The 13,874-nt window shown below is 72.4% G+C and carries 11 protein-coding genes; 5 read left to right on the top strand and 6 right to left on the bottom strand.

Features of this window, described 5'->3' with window-relative positions; all coding sequences use genetic code 11:
* Nucleotides 1–446: 446 nt before the first annotated feature.
* Genes ABJI51_RS40745 through ABJI51_RS40735 form a run of 3 tightly spaced genes read right to left on the bottom strand, consistent with a single transcriptional unit; the run spans nucleotide 447 to nucleotide 2,647 of the window.
* Nucleotides 447–1,640: a hypothetical protein gene (locus tag ABJI51_RS40745; protein WP_348956534.1), complete on the bottom strand. Its 1,194-nt coding sequence runs from the start codon at nucleotides 1,638–1,640 to the stop codon at nucleotides 447–449.
* 44 nt (nucleotides 1,641–1,684) lie between these two features.
* On the bottom strand, nucleotides 1,685–2,242 hold the full coding sequence (locus ABJI51_RS40740) for a PadR family transcriptional regulator (RefSeq protein WP_348956533.1): 558 nt from the start codon (nucleotides 2,240–2,242) through the stop codon (nucleotides 1,685–1,687).
* Between the two features lie 6 nt (nucleotides 2,243–2,248).
* A complete protein-coding gene (locus tag ABJI51_RS40735; RefSeq protein WP_348956532.1) occupies nucleotides 2,249–2,647 on the bottom strand; it encodes a nuclear transport factor 2 family protein in 399 nt (132 codons plus the stop codon).
* A 179-nt stretch (nucleotides 2,648–2,826) separates the two neighbouring features.
* Between ABJI51_RS40735 and ABJI51_RS40730 the strand changes: the two genes are divergently transcribed.
* Nucleotides 2,827–3,981, top strand: coding sequence for an MFS transporter (locus tag ABJI51_RS40730; RefSeq protein WP_348956531.1), 1,155 nt, complete (start codon nucleotides 2,827–2,829; stop codon nucleotides 3,979–3,981).
* The gene (locus ABJI51_RS40725; protein WP_348956530.1) at nucleotides 3,978–4,571 is read left to right on the top strand and encodes a CGNR zinc finger domain-containing protein; all 594 of its coding nucleotides are present in this window, start codon (nucleotides 3,978–3,980) and stop codon (nucleotides 4,569–4,571) included. The genes ABJI51_RS40730 and ABJI51_RS40725 overlap by 4 nt, the downstream gene beginning before the upstream one ends.
* 65 nt (nucleotides 4,572–4,636) lie before the next feature.
* On the opposite strand, the gene fadD8 is transcribed toward ABJI51_RS40725, so the two are convergent.
* Entirely contained in the window at nucleotides 4,637–6,223 is a 1,587-nt protein-coding gene (gene fadD8 / locus ABJI51_RS40720) for a fatty-acid--CoA ligase FadD8 (RefSeq protein WP_348956529.1), read from the bottom strand.
* 95 nt (nucleotides 6,224–6,318) lie between these two features.
* On the bottom strand, nucleotides 6,319–7,704 hold the full coding sequence (locus ABJI51_RS40715; RefSeq protein WP_348956528.1) for an alpha/beta hydrolase domain-containing protein: 1,386 nt from the start codon (nucleotides 7,702–7,704) through the stop codon (nucleotides 6,319–6,321).
* A 280-nt stretch (nucleotides 7,705–7,984) separates the two neighbouring features.
* Between ABJI51_RS40715 and ABJI51_RS40710 the strand changes: the two genes are divergently transcribed.
* The gene (locus ABJI51_RS40710; protein ID WP_348956527.1) at nucleotides 7,985–9,295 is read left to right on the top strand and encodes a sigma-70 family RNA polymerase sigma factor; all 1,311 of its coding nucleotides are present in this window, start codon (nucleotides 7,985–7,987) and stop codon (nucleotides 9,293–9,295) included.
* A 110-nt stretch (nucleotides 9,296–9,405) separates the two neighbouring features.
* Here ABJI51_RS40710 and ABJI51_RS40705 read toward each other — a convergent pair whose 3' ends face one another.
* Nucleotides 9,406–11,691, bottom strand: coding sequence for a PQQ-dependent sugar dehydrogenase (locus tag ABJI51_RS40705; RefSeq protein ID WP_348956526.1), 2,286 nt, complete (start codon nucleotides 11,689–11,691; stop codon nucleotides 9,406–9,408).
* A gap of 216 nt (nucleotides 11,692–11,907) precedes the next feature.
* On the opposite strand from ABJI51_RS40705, the gene ABJI51_RS40700 reads away from it, so the two are divergent.
* Together ABJI51_RS40700 and ABJI51_RS40695 are read left to right on the top strand one after the other, a co-directional pair.
* Complete coding sequence (locus ABJI51_RS40700) at nucleotides 11,908–12,897, top strand: zinc-binding alcohol dehydrogenase family protein (RefSeq protein ID WP_348956621.1); 990 nt, start codon at nucleotides 11,908–11,910, stop codon at nucleotides 12,895–12,897.
* A gap of 82 nt (nucleotides 12,898–12,979) precedes the next feature.
* Nucleotides 12,980–13,846: an NAD(P)H-binding protein gene (locus tag ABJI51_RS40695; protein WP_348956525.1), complete on the top strand. Its 867-nt coding sequence runs from the start codon at nucleotides 12,980–12,982 to the stop codon at nucleotides 13,844–13,846.
* Nucleotides 13,847–13,874 lie beyond the last annotated feature (28 nt).

Here is a 13,874-nt window from a genome sequence, read left to right as displayed (position 1 = left end):
CCGCGCGAGTTCGGCCGGGATCACGCGAGTTCCGTCCCGAAACACGCGGCTTCCGCCCCGGATCACGCGAGTTCGGCGGGGATCACGCGAGTTCGGCCGGGAATCACGCGAGTTCCGTCCCGGACCACGCGAGTCCCGCCCCGGATCACGCGGCTTCCGCCCGATCACGCGAATCCCGCCCCGAATCACGCGAGTTCCGGCCTGGATCACGCGGCTTCCGTCCCGAATCACGCGAGTCCCGGTCCGAGGCCCGCGGGACCGGGAGGGATTTACCCGTGCTCCGAGGGGCATCACTCGTGATCCGAAGGGCATCACTCGTGATTGGAGGGGCATCGAGGTGATGCCCCTCAAATCACACGTGATGCCCCTCCAGACACAGGCGATGCCCGGCCAAGCACGCGTGATGCCTCCCGGAACTCGCGTGGTCGGGGGCGGGGGAAAGACGGTCAGCCGTCGTAGGTGGCCTGTTCCACTGCGAAGACGTTGCGGCTGCCTGCCGCCTCCTGGAGGGTCCAGAGGAGGTCGGCTGCCGTGTCGTCCTCCCAGTACGAAATGCTCTCGCCGCTGCTCACCCACGCGTACGTTGCCGAGCCGGTTGACGGGGTCCAGTAGTACAGCTGCTTCGCTCCGGACGACTGGAACCACCAGCGGCCGTTGTGGGAGGCCACGCCGTTGAGCTTGTACCAGGGCAGCTGGAGGGCCTGGCTCGCCGTTGTCGTTGCGGCGAACGTCGTCGTGCCTGCCGCGAACGGGTAGCGGATGGCTCGCGGGGCGCGATTCGGGTACGCCGTGCAGCCGGACGGGCAGGTGTACTCCGTCATCACGATCGACTTGGTCACGCGGTCCAGGGAGATCGACGACCAGGCGAGGTTCGTCCCCGACGTCGTGGCCGACGTGATCGTGCCGACCTGCGGCAGGACGTAGGCGTAGTTGTGGGCGTAGTAGGTGCCGGACGGCTGGCGGCCGATCTGGTCGGCCGTGCCGCCGGTGTCGGTCTTGAGGATCTTGCGCATGTCGAACACGCGCATGCCGCGGCCGGTGTCGGCGACGTACAGGTAGTCGCCGTACCAGGACACGCCGCCCGCGTGGATCGGGATGTCCTTGAAGTCCGGGGTCGTGGCCGTGCCGGTCGGCTCGACCAGCAGGATCTTGCGGTACTTGTTGGGGTACGTCGCGTCCCAGTCGGCCAGGGTGATGCGGCTGCGCTGCTGGTCGCCGTCGCAGCCGTCCTTGGTGTACCAGCTGACCAGCACCAGCTGGTGGCCGTCGTAGGTGCCGCCGCCGGCGGTGCCGACCGCGTCACGGCTGGTTGTGATGCCCTGCGGGTAGTTCGCGCAGTCGGAGTTGTCGCCGCTGTCGAACCGGAAGCCGCCGGCGAGCCCGGGCATCGAGAACGACGACGGCAGCGCCGTGCGGTCGTGGTTGGCGTTGTCCATCACGGTGTGCACGGCCGCGGTGCCCAGCGTCGACACGAGGGCCGCGTTGACGGTGTCGTACCTGTGGTAGTCGGCGGTCAGCGTGTACTGACCGGCGGGCAGGGTCGCCGGCACGGCCGCGGCGGCGGCCGCCGGGGTGGCGAACACCCCCGCGAGCACGCCGGCGGCCAGCGTGGCCCGCAGAAATCGATGCTGCAGTGACATGGGAGCCATCGTCGGCCGCGGCCGTACAAGAGCCGTACAACGGGTCAGGCGCCGGCGCGCCGGGCGAGGATCTTCAGCGACTGCTCGCACCAGCGCAGGTTCTCCCGCTCGAACGACAGCCCGCGCATCAGCGTCAGGTACGGCCCGATCCGCTCGGCCTCGGCGAGGTAGTCCTCCTCGAAGCGGCCGTCGAGCAGGCGCGCGCGGAGCCGTTCGAACCGGGCGATCTTGGCCTCCGCGCGGGCTTTCCGGTCCTCGAGCGCGCGCCGGACCGCCGCCTCGTCGCCGTCGTCGACCGCCTGGACCTGGACCAGCAGCTCGTCGCGGATCACGCCCGCGCGGGGCGGCCGCGCGGTGAACTCGCGCAGCGCGCGGCGCCCCGCGGGGGTGAGCGAGAACAGCCGTTTGTCCGGCCGTTTCTCCTGGTGGACGACCTCGGCGCGGACCAGGCCGTCCGCGGCCATGCGGTCGAGTTCGCGGTAGAGCTGCTGCGGGGTCGCCGCCCAGAAGTTCGCCACCGAGGCGTCGAACCCCTTCGCCAGGTCGTAGCCCGACGCCTCGCCTTCGAGCAGCGCCGCCATCAGCGCGTGACGCAGTGCCATAGTGAACTAGTTGACTGCTTCCCGCTGGATCTGCTCGAACTGCGCCGCCATCGCCTCGGCCAGTGCCTGCGCCGCCGACAGCGGGCGGACCATGACCGTGAACTCGTCGATCAGCCCGGCGTCGTCCAGGTGCAGGAAGTCGCAGCCTTCGACGCGCACGTCCCCGATCCGGGCCTCGAAGACGAGCGCGTGGTCCCGGCCGTCGCCGCCGCTCAGCTCGCGGACGTACCGGAAGTCCTCGAACACCCGCAGCACGCCGCGCAGGATCGCGGCAGTGATCGCCTTGCCGGGGTACGGCCGGAACGCCACCGGGCTGCGGAACACCACGTCGTCCGCCAGCGTGGCGGCCATGGCCTCGGGATCACGCGCCTCGACGGCCTTGCGGAAGCTGCTGCTCACATCCACCTCGCATACTCAATTAGTTGACTACACCGTACGGCGTCACGCACGGCCTGCCAACTCCAGTGAAATCCTCTTTGCCGGAAAGGACAGCAGCGAAGCACACAAAAGAGCAGAAGAGACACCGAACCAGTAAAAGACGGATAGCCGGTTTGAGGTCCGGGACACCCGGGTAGCCGAACCTCATGAGTGCGACAACAGTGCAGGTGGACGACACCCGCGGCGCCACGGCATGGCGGTTCGGGCTCCCCGGCCTGGCCACCCTCGCCGTCTGCTTCGGCTTCGCCCGCTACGGCTACGGCCTGTTCCTCCCGCGCTTCCAGGCCGAGTTCGGCGGCTCAGCCGGGGCGCTGGGCGCGGTCACCAGCGCCGGGTACGTCCTCGGGCTGGTCGCGCTCGGCGGCGTGGCGTGGTCGTCCGGCCGCCTGGGCGCGCGGTGGCCGGTCGCCTTCGGCGTGGCCTGCGCCGCCGCCGGGATGCTGATGATCGGCCTGGCCCGCGGGCCAGTGCTGCTCGCCGCGGGCGTTGCCGTCGCGGGCACGGCACCGTGCTGGGTGTGGGCGCCGTACGCGGACGTCGTCCAGGACGAGGTGCGCCCGGCCGGGCGGCGGCACGCGCTGGCGATGATCAGCACCGGCACCACCTTCGGCATCGCGGTCGCCGGCTCCGTGGCCGCTCTCGTGCCGGGCGCGGGCTGGCGCGTGGTCTGGCTCGCGGCGGCCGCCGCCGCGCTGGTCGTGACGGGGTGGAACCTGCGCGTGCTGCCCGCCCGGCCGCGGCAGGCCACCGAGGGCCGCGCGAAGCTGTTCGCCCGTCCCGGCGTCGGACGCCTGCTCGTCGCCGCCACCTCGTTCGGGCTGGTCGGCGCGGCGTGCTGGTCGTTCGCCGGGGTCGCGGTGACGGCCGGCGACCCGCGGATCGGCCCGCTCCTGTGGGCACTGACCGGGCTGGCCGGGGCCGCGGGGCTGGCGGCCGGCCTGCTGGTCCGCACGCAGGGGCTGCGCCGCGTGTACGTGGCCGCGCAGGTGGTGATCGCCGCCGCGAGCGTGCTGTTCGGGCTGGCCGCGTGCGGCTGGGGATTCGCGGTCGCCGCCGCGGTGCTCTACGGTGCGGGGTTCATGACCGGTGGTGCGCTCCTCCCGCTGCGCAGCGCGGCCCTCTTCGCCGACCGCCCGACGCGGGGGTTCAGCCTCGTCATCGTGTTCAACACGCTCGGCGCGGCGGCCGGGCCTGCGGCCTTCGGGTTCGTCGTCGACCACGCCGGGCTGACGACGGCGTTCGTGCTGACCGCGGCGCTGGCGCTGGCGAGCATCGCGGTGCTCCCGGGGAAGGAGCGGTGACCGTGGACTTCATCGGCGGCCTGGTCTGCCTCGACTTCGCCAACACCGTCGGCCCGCGCCGGTCGCGGCCCGGCCAGGCCGCGGTGGACTACCTCGGCGGGCCCGCCGACCTGATCGCCTGGTGCGAACGCGCGGGCACGATCGGCACCAACCGGGCCCGGTTGCTCCTGCGGCGCGCCGAGCGTCATCCGGCCGAAGCGGCCGCCACGCTGAGCCGCGCCGTGGCGTTGCGCGAAGCCATCCACGCGGTCTTCGCCGCCATTGCCGACGGAGAGGACCCGCCCGCCGAAGCCCTCGCCGGCCTCCAGCACGCGTACGCCGAGGCGATGGCTCACGCCGAACTCGTCCCGACGCCCGAGGGCCTCGACTGGAGCTGGGCGGCGAGCACGGATCTCGACAGCCTGTGCCGGCCGATCGCCCGCTCGGCCGTCGAAACCGCGCTGACGGCCGACTTCGGCCGCATCCGCAAGTGCCCGGGCCACGAGGGCAGCTGCGGCTGGCTCTTCTACGACACCAGCAAGAACGGCTCACGCCGCTGGTGCAGCATGCGCGCCTGCGGCACCTGGGAGAAGACCCGACGCCACGGCTGACCGGCGGCGCTGCCGCGCGTGACCGGTCCATTGTGGACCCCGCAGCCGAGTCCGGATCAAACGTCCTACACGGCCGCGCCACGCGGCTGGTACCGGGCGCGCAGGGCCTTCTTGTCCGGCTTGCCCAGCCCGGTCATCGGCAGGGACTCGGCCACGAGCACCTGCTTGGGCACGTGCACCGGGCCCTTGCGCTCGCGTACCGCGGCCTGGATCTCGGCGGTGAGCCGCTCGAGGTCGGTGTCGGCGTCCTCGCGCAGGACCACCACCGCCGTCACCGCTTCGCCCCACTTCTCGTCCGGGGTGCCGATCACGCCGACCTGCGCGACCGCCGGGTGCTCGGCCACGACGTCCTCGACCTCGCGCGGGAACACGTTGAACCCGCCGGTGACGATCATGTCCTTGACGCGGTCGACGATGAACCAGAAACCGTCCTCGTCCTCGCGGGCGACGTCGCCGGTGTGCAGCCAGCCGTCGCGGAACGTCTCCGCGGTGATGTCCGGCAGGTTCCAGTAGCCGCCCGCGAGCAGCGGGCCCGCCACGCAGATCTCGCCCGGCTCACCGGGCGGCACGGGCGTGCCGTCCGCGCCGAGCAGCGCGGTCCGCAGGAAGGCCGACGGGCGGCCGCAGGAGGCCAGCCGCGCGTCGTCGTGGTCGCCCTTGGCCAGGTAGCTGATCGCCATCGGCGCCTCGGACTGGCCGTAGTACTGCGCGAAGATCGGCCCGAAGCGGTCGATCGCCTCGCGCAGCCGCACCGGGTTGATCGACGCCGCGCCGTAGTACACCGTCTGCAGCGACGACAGGTCGCGGGTACGCGAGTCGGGGTGGTCCATCAGGGCGTACAGCATGGTCGGCACCAGCATCGTCGCCGTGATCCGCTCCTCCTCGACGATCCGCAGGACCTCGGCGGGGTCGAACCGCGGCAGGACGACCAGCGAGCCGCCCTTGAGCAGCGTCGGGGCGAAGAACGCCGCGCCCGCGTGGGACAGCGGTGTGCAGATGAGGAACTTCGGCGCTTCGGGCCACTCCCACTCGGCGAGCTGGATCTGGGTCATCGCCGCCATCGACTGCGCGGTGCCCATGACGCCCTTGGGCTTGCCGGTCGTCCCGCCGGTGTAGGTGATCGAGACGACCTGCCCGGGCGGCAGCTCGACCGGGACGAGCGGCCGCGGTTCGTACGCCGCGGCCGCCGCGGTCAGGTCCGTGCCGACGTGGGCCAGCGGCTCCGGCACCGGGCCGATCGTGAGGACCCGGGTAAGACCGGGGACCCTGTCGAGCAGGCCGAGCGCGCGCTCGACGAAGGCGGGCACCGGGTCGATGATCAGCGTGGTGATGCCGGCGTCGGCGAGGATGTAGGCGTGGTCGTCGAGTGAGCCCAGCGGGTGCAGCGCGGTCCGCCGCGACCCCTGCACCTGCCCGGCGGCGATGATGAGCAGCACTTCCGGCCGGTTCAGCGACAGCAGGGCCACGGGCGCGCCGGTGCCTGCCCCGAGCGCGTCGAAGGCCTGGGCGTACTGGCTGACCTGTTCGGCGGTCCGGCCGCCGGTCATCGTGGTGTCGCCCAGCACCATGACCGGCTTGTCCCGGTGCCGTTTCAGTGCCGAGACGACCAGGTGGCCGAGGTGGTTCGGGTACCGCATCGCCTGCTCGTCCATCCCGCTCCCTTCGCCGGCGTCAGACTAGAACACGTTACTGTTTTGGGCAACGTGCGCTGGGTGCTGCGCATGGAACAGGTTTCATTGGTGGGCGGTCACGGCACGGGCGCGGCCTGGGCGCGGGCCACGGCCTCGTCGCGGTCCGGCGGCAGCAGGTAGCCCGCCTGCACCGCCCGGTCCGCCGCCGCGGTGAACTTCGCGACGTAAGTGGCGTGGTCGGGGTACAGCTGCCGGATCCGCTGCGGTGACAACGGTGTCGTCGTGCCCAGCAGCATGCAGGCGCCCGGCACGTTGCCGCCGCTGTTGTTCGGCGAGTACGTCGCCACCGGGACGGCGAAGTCCGGCAGCCGGATGCCGCCCAGGGCGTTCTGGTCGCCGTCACGCAGGACGACCAGGTTGAACAGCATCGCGATCGGCGGCGCCGTCGGCGGGGCCGCGCCGCCGCGGGCCCACCGGTCGAGGTGGCGGAACGCCGCGTTTTCGGCGTACCGGAACGTCATGCTGTTGACCGGCTTGTCGCACGTCGTCGGCGCGCCGTCGTTGATGGACCGGTCCCGGGCGTTGGCGGCGTTGTACAGGTCCAGCCCGTACTGGTCGGCGTGTGCCGTGCCGGCGACCTCCCACGTGCGCACCCGGGCGGTGTCCTGGCGGACCGAAGCCGAGGCGACGACGTCGGTCTCCGACTGCAGGACGAACACCGGGACGCCGAGGTCGGTGCGGATCCGGGCGGACAGCGGGCCGATGACGCCCTCGCCGATCGGCGCCGCCAGCGCGGCCCGCCCGTGGATCATCAGGCCGTCGTAGACGTTGCGCAGCGGCTGGATCGCGTTCGCGTACGTCGTCAGCCGCAACGCCGACTGCGAATGCCCGGTGCCGAGCACGACCGTCGGCGTCCGCCCGCCGAGCAGCTGTGGATTCGCCCGGACCGCCTGCGCGGCCTGGGAAAAGATGTCGTAGGAAAGCGCGTCGCCGGAGAGGTTCACCGCGCCGTATCGCGCGGGATCGAGGCTCTTGAGCTTGTCGGCACCCGCTTTCTGGGTGGTCAGCCCGACGTAGATGTCGCCTTCGCGGAGAAAATGCTCGTAGGACTGCGAGAAGTCGACCGGGATGTCGACGCCGAAACTGACGTTCAGCCATTCGACGACGACCGTGCCGGAGAACCGGGCGGCGTCGCGCGGCCGGACCACGACGAGCCGGGTGGTGTAGGGGTTGCCGGTGGAGGCCACGCGGGTGGCCCACCGGCCGTCGTCGGTCCAGAGGCCGGCCTGTTCGTAGGTGTCGGCGCGGCCGGAGAGCAGGTACTCCTCTTCGACGTAGCCGCGGGCGGCGAGGTCGAGAACGCCCTGGGCGCCGCTGACCGGCCAGCCCCGCCCGGCGTTCGCGGGCACCGCGGTGACGGTGGGCTCGGCGGCTTCGGCGGCCGCGGGGACGGCGAAGACCGGGAGAAGAACGGTGAGCAGGACGAGCAGGGTTCTGCGCATGGGAAACCTTCCTGATGGCAGGCCGGGGACCGTCCACATCGGACACGGATCGTCAGGGTGCCTGCTTCGTCTCTACTCGCCGGTACGGGACCCGGGCAACGCGGAAAGCGCGAACCGGGGAAAATGCACCGGGCAACGCTCAGGGAAGTGACAAGTCCACGACACCGTCACTCGCTCCCGCAAGAAAGGCCTTTCGGCGCAGCAACCTTGCGCGGGTGTCCCTCGTTGCGCGACTATCGCGGGACGTTTTGCACGTGCACGCGCACGGCGAGGGGGTGTGGTGACCGAGGTGGCGCCGGCGGTGGCCGGCACGGCGGACGGCCCGAGCGACGCGGCCCTGATCGAGGCGGTGCGCGGCGGGGACATCGCGGCGTACGGCCAGCTCTACGACCGCCACCGGGTCGCCGCCCGGAGAGTCGCGGCGGCGATCGCGGCCGACGACGCCGAGCGGGACGACCTGATTGCCGAAGGCTTCACGCGCGTTCTGCGGATTCTGCGCTCGGGCGAGGGACCGGACTCCGATTTCCGGCCGTACCTGCTGACCACCATCCGGAACACGATGATCAGCTGGCGGCGCCGCGACTCGGCCGTCTCGCTCGTCGCCGAGGTGCCGGAAGTCGTCCCGGACGGCGCGAGCGACGAACCGGTCGGCGCCCGGATGCACGCGACCGTGGCCGTCGACGCGTTCGCCAGCCTGCCCGAGCGGTGGCGGACGGTGCTGTGGCGCACCGAGATCGACGGCGAGTCGCCCGCCCGCATCGCCGCCGACCTCGGGATGACCCCGAACGGCGTCGCGGCGCTGGCCTACCGGGCCCGGGAGGGCCTGCGCCAGGCGTACCTGGACCAGCACGTCCCGGCCGCGCGGCGGCGGAACTGCCGGATCGTCTCCGGCCAGCTGGCCCGCTGGGTGCGTGACGGGATCTCCGACCACAAGGCCGGCCGGATCAGCGCCCACCTCGACCGCTGCGCGGACTGCCGCGAGCTGGCCGCCGGGCTGCGGCAGCTCAACGAGGAACTGCCTGCCGGGATCATCCCGCTCATCCTGGGCGTGCCGGTCGTCTCGCAGTGGCTGTCGGCCACCGGGACGATCACGTCGTCCGGCGTCGCGGCCGGGACGAGCGCCTCCGCCCTGTCGTGGGCCACGGCGGCGAAGGTGGCGGCCGCGGGTGCCGCACTGGTGACGACGGTGACCATCGGCGCGAGCACCTCGTCCGTACCGCCGCCGTCGTCGTCGCCGGGCGCCGAAGGTTCGACGGGACAGCCGGTGCGGACGCAGCCGTCGCCGCGGGCCGCGGGCGTCCCCGGCGGGACCGCACAGCCCACGACGGCACCGGCGACCGAGGGGGTCCCGACGACCGGGGACCTCACCTCGCCGCCCGCGACCTCGGGCGCGGGAACGACCGGCGAGGAGCAGCCGGGCCAGACGACGGCCGCGGCGAACGGGAAGCCGGCCGAGGCGGGCAACCCGAACAAGCCGGACAACGCGGCCAACCCCGAGAAGGGCAAGCCGTCGACACAGGCGGGCAAGCGGCAGAACGAGAGCAAGACCAAGGAACCCAAGCCGGAGAAGACCAAGAACCCCCACGGCTGACCCGGCCCCGCGCGTCCGGGTGGGCTGAAAGGCGCTTTCGTCTCATCTGGTGCAGCGAAAGGGACGTTCCTCGCATCTGATGCCAGGAACGTCCCTTTCAGCTCACGCTGTCAGCAGGGTTGCAGCAGCCAGCAGAGCCGGTAGTTCGCCTGGTACGTCGCCGACGTCGAAGGCGCGACGATGTTCTGTGTCCGCGGGCCGCCGTGTGCCCAGCTCGTGAACGCGTACTTCAGGTTGAGCGGCGGCAGGTTCTGCGGGCTGTCCGCGCTGATCGAGTTCGTCGAGCCGGCGATCACCGTCCGGGAGAACGGTGTGCGCTGCTGGGTGCCGCCGACCGTCAGCGTTGCCTGGCTGGGGCTGGACGTGAAGTTCAGCGCCACCGTCTTCGGCTGGAGGTCGACCGTCTTCGTGCCGATGCGGCCGGTCGAGTCCGTCGCCGTGAGCGTCAGCTGCAGGTACGACGGGTACTCGTGGTCCGGTGCGACGAACGAGCCTGCCGCGACGCCCGGGAAGTCCTGGACGTTGTGGGTGTGGCAGGTGCCGTTGGCCGCGCAGTGCCGGATCGCCAGCCGCCACGACAGCGCCGACGGCGGCAGCTCGCCGTCCTGGGCGTCGACCGCGCGGCCGGAGAACGGCACCGTCTGGCCCACCGACCAGGTCAGTGCCGCGGTCGGCGTGTCGATCACCGGCACCGGGTCGAGCCCGGCCGGGGTGCCGACCGTGACCCGGACGGTCGTGACGGCCGTCGCGCCGTGGGAGTCGGTCACGCGCAACCCGGCGTCGACGGCCGCCGCGGTCGTGTACGTCCACGTCGGACGCGGGTCCGCCGAGTCGTCGTACGCGCCGTCCGCGTCGAGGTCCCAGGCGTACGACAGCACGTCACCGGCGTCCGGGTCGGTGGAGCCGGTGCCGTCGAACTGCACGGTCAGCGGCGCCGGGCCGCTGGACGGCGTCGCCGTGGCGGCCGCGACCGGTGGCCGGTTGGTGCCGCCGGGGTAGCTCACGCGGCGCAGTTCGCCACTGCCCAGCGCGATGTAGAACAGGTCGCCGCCGGGACCGGTGAGCAGCTGCACCGGCGTCGCCGCCCCGGTCACGAACGGCACCAGGCGGCTCGGGCTCGGCTGGCCGGAGACGGTCTGCATCGCCCAGATGCAGCCGCGGGAGGAGTCGGCGAAGAAGAGCGCGCCGGCGTACTCGGCCGGGTAGTTGCTGCCGGTTTCGAAGGCGATCCCGCTGATCGAGGAGCCGCCGGTCGGGCACGGGTCGCTCGCCACGACCTTGGCGCTGTGGTTGTACGCGTAGTACGGCGCAGTCTGGCCGCCCGCGGCGTACAGCGACTCGCAGCGGTCGAGGTTCGCGCCGTCGTAGCCGGCCTGCCGGGCGGTGCCTTCGAAGCAGGGCCAGCCGAAGTTCTCCGCCGCGCCGCCGACGTCGGTGACGCGGTTGATCTCCTCCCAGGTGTTCCAGCCGACGTCCCCGGCCCACAGCTCGCCGGTGCCCGGCCGGAACCCGAACCGGAACTGGTTGCGCGAGCCGTAGGCGATCACGCGCCGGGCGTTGGCGTCGGCACTGCTCGCGAACGGGTTGCCGGGCAGGCCGTCGCCGGTGTCCGGGTCGATGCGCAGCAGGGCGCCGTTGAGCAGCACGGGCTGGCCGGCCGCGCGGCGCGGGGACTGCGAGCGCAGCGCGCCGCCCTCGGCCGTGGGCGGGGAGAGGTTCGTGCCGGCGGGGGACGGCGGGTCGGCGCAGGGATTGCCGGTCTGGCCGTAGTCGGCGTAGTTGAAGCTGGCGCCGTCCCCGCCGCCCGCGTACAGCGCGCCGTCCGGGCCGAAGGCGAGCGCCCCGACCGAATGGCTCGGGAACTGCTGGCACCAGCCGGTGACCAGCGGCTTCTCGCTGACCGCGGTGCCGTCGGGGCCCATGGTGAGCCGGGAGATGCGGCCGGTGACGACGCAGCCCTGGTCGGTCGCGCCCGGCGGTGTCGGGCAGGTGTCGCCCCACTGCGGCGCGGTGCCGCCCGGCAGGGCGTCGAGGGTGTAGGAGACGTAGACGTACGGCCGGGAGGGGAAGGCCGGGTCGACGGCCAGGCCGAGCAGGCCGCGGTCCCAGAAGTCCTGGGTCTGCGTGCGCAGGTCGGCGAACACCGTCGCGGTCGGATCGGCGAGGGAGTCGAACACCTTGACCAGCCCGCTCTTCTCGGCGACGAACACCCGCCCGTCCGGGGCGAACGCGGCGGCGGTCGGGGAGGTCAGCCCGCCGATCGCGACGGTGTCGGTGAAGCCGGTGGGCACGGCGGCGGCCGGGGCCGCGGTGGCGACGGCCAGCCCGGCGGCGAGCGGCGCGATCACCCCCAGTGCCAGTGATCTTCGGGCGGACGTGAAGCGGCGAGAACGCATGACGAACTCCTGCAGCGGCGGGGACCGGATGAGCGCGAACGCTGTCCGGTTAGGCGCAGGACGCCCGAAAGTTGTTACATCCCAGACAGAAATGCCCTCGAAACGCGCAATATCGTTGGCAGGAAATAACTTACCGGCGCTCGCCTTGCCGTCGCGGCCGGGTCATGCTGGGCTCGCGGGACGTCGTGAGCGAGGAGGCTGCCGGTGGCGGAGACCATGCACGCGTGGCGTGTCGTCCGGCCGGGCCCGATGGCGTCGGGCCCGGTGGAGTGGTCGCGGGTGCCGGTGCCGCGGCCGTCGGCGGCGGAGCTGCTGGTGCGGGTGCTGGTGTGCGGCGTGTGCCGGACCGACCTGCACGTTGCGGAGGGCGACCTGCCGGTGCACCGTCCTGGTGTGGTTCCGGGGCACGAGGTGGTCGGCGAGGTCGTCGAGGGTGCGGCCGGGTTCGCGCCCGGCGACCGGGTGGGCATCGCGTGGCTGCGTGCCACGTGCGGGCAGTGCCGGTTCTGCCGCCGTGGCCGAGAGAACCTGTGTCCGGAGTCGCGCTACACCGGATGGGACGCCGACGGCGGATACGCGGAGTTCGCGCTGGTCCCGGCGGCGTACGCGCTGCCGTTGCCGGGCGGGTATTCCGACGACGAGCTGGCTCCGCTGTTGTGTGCCGGGCTGATCGGCTACCACGCGCTGGCGCGGGCGGACCTGCCGGAGGGCGGCCGCCTGGGCATCTACGGATTCGGCGGCAGCGCGCACCTGACGGCGCAGGTGGCGATCGCCCGCGGCGCGACGGTGCACGTGCTGACGCGCAGTGCGCAGGCCCGGGAGCTGGCGCTGGCGCTGGGTGCGGCGTCGGCCGGAGCGGCGGACGAGCCGCCGCCGGAGCCGCTGGATGCGGCGATCCTGTTCGCGCCGGCGGGTGAGCTGGTGCCACCGGCACTGGCGGCGCTGGACCGGGGCGGCACGCTGGCCATCGCGGGTATCCACCTGTCCGACGTGCCGGTGCTGGACTACCAGCGGCACCTGTTCCAGGAACGGCAGGTCCGCAGTGTCACGGCGAACACGCGGGCGGACGCGCGGGAGTTCCTGGAGTTCGCCGGGCGGCATCGGCTGGAGGTCAGCACGGTGCCGTACGCGCTGAGTGAGGCGGACCGGGCGCTGGCGGATCTGGCCGGGGACCGCGTGAACGGGGCAGCCGTGCTGCGAGCCTGACTGTTTCCGGCGATATCGACAACGTGGTTCCAGTGATGCTAACGTCGCTAATATCAACGTTAACACACCGAGGGGATCACCCATGATCGTCATCACCGGGGCCACCGGCAAGCTCGGCTCCCGCATCGTCGACCAGCTGCTCCGGCGGGTCCCGGCCGCGGAAATCGGCGTCAGCGTCCGCGAGCCCGAGCGGGCCGCCGGGCTCGCCGCACGCGGGGTACGCGTCCGGCGTGGCGACTTCGCCGACCCGTCCTCGCTTGCCGACGCCTTCGAAGGGGCGGCGCAGGTGCTCGTCGTTTCGGCGGGCCAGACGGGCGAGGCGGGGCTGTCCCGGCATGCCGCGGCGATCGACGCCGCCCGCGACGCCGGGGCGAAGCGGGTGCTCTACAGCAGCCACCAGGGTGCCGCCGAGGACTCGCTGTTCGCGCCCATGCTCGTTCATGCCGCGACCGAGCGGCGGCTGGCCGCCGGCGGGATGTCGTTCACGGCTCTGCGCAACGGTTTCTATGCCAGTACGGTGCCGCTGCTGCTCGGGCAGGCACTGCAGACCGGGGAACTCGTCGCGCCGGCCGACGGGCCCGTGTCGTGGACCGCGCACGACGACCTCGCCGAAGCGGCGGCGATCATCCTTGCCGCCGAAGGGCGCTTCGACGGGCCGACCCCGCCGCTGACCGCGCCCGTGGCCCTCGACCTCGAAGACGTCGCCGGTCTTCTCGGCGACCTGGCCGGGCGGACGGTCCGGCGGGTCGTCGCCGACGACGAGGAGTGGGTTGCCGGGCTGATCGGGCACGGTGTTCCGGAAGACCGGGCCCACCTGCTGCTCGGCATGTTCCACGCGGCTCGCCGCGGGGAGTTCGCGACCGCGGGGCCGGAGCTGGAAGACCTGCTCGGACGGCAGGCCACACCGCTGCGAGACGTCCTCCGTGATCACTATGAACGGGGTGTATAAACTCCGGCTATACACACCGTGTACAGTC

Origin of the sequence: Amycolatopsis melonis (genome assembly GCF_040064235.1) — a bacterium.
Taxonomy (GTDB): domain Bacteria; phylum Actinomycetota; class Actinomycetes; order Mycobacteriales; family Pseudonocardiaceae; genus Amycolatopsis; species Amycolatopsis melonis.
The sequence above is the reverse complement of the archived record's forward strand: the minus strand, read 5'-3'. Positions and strand labels throughout refer to the sequence as shown.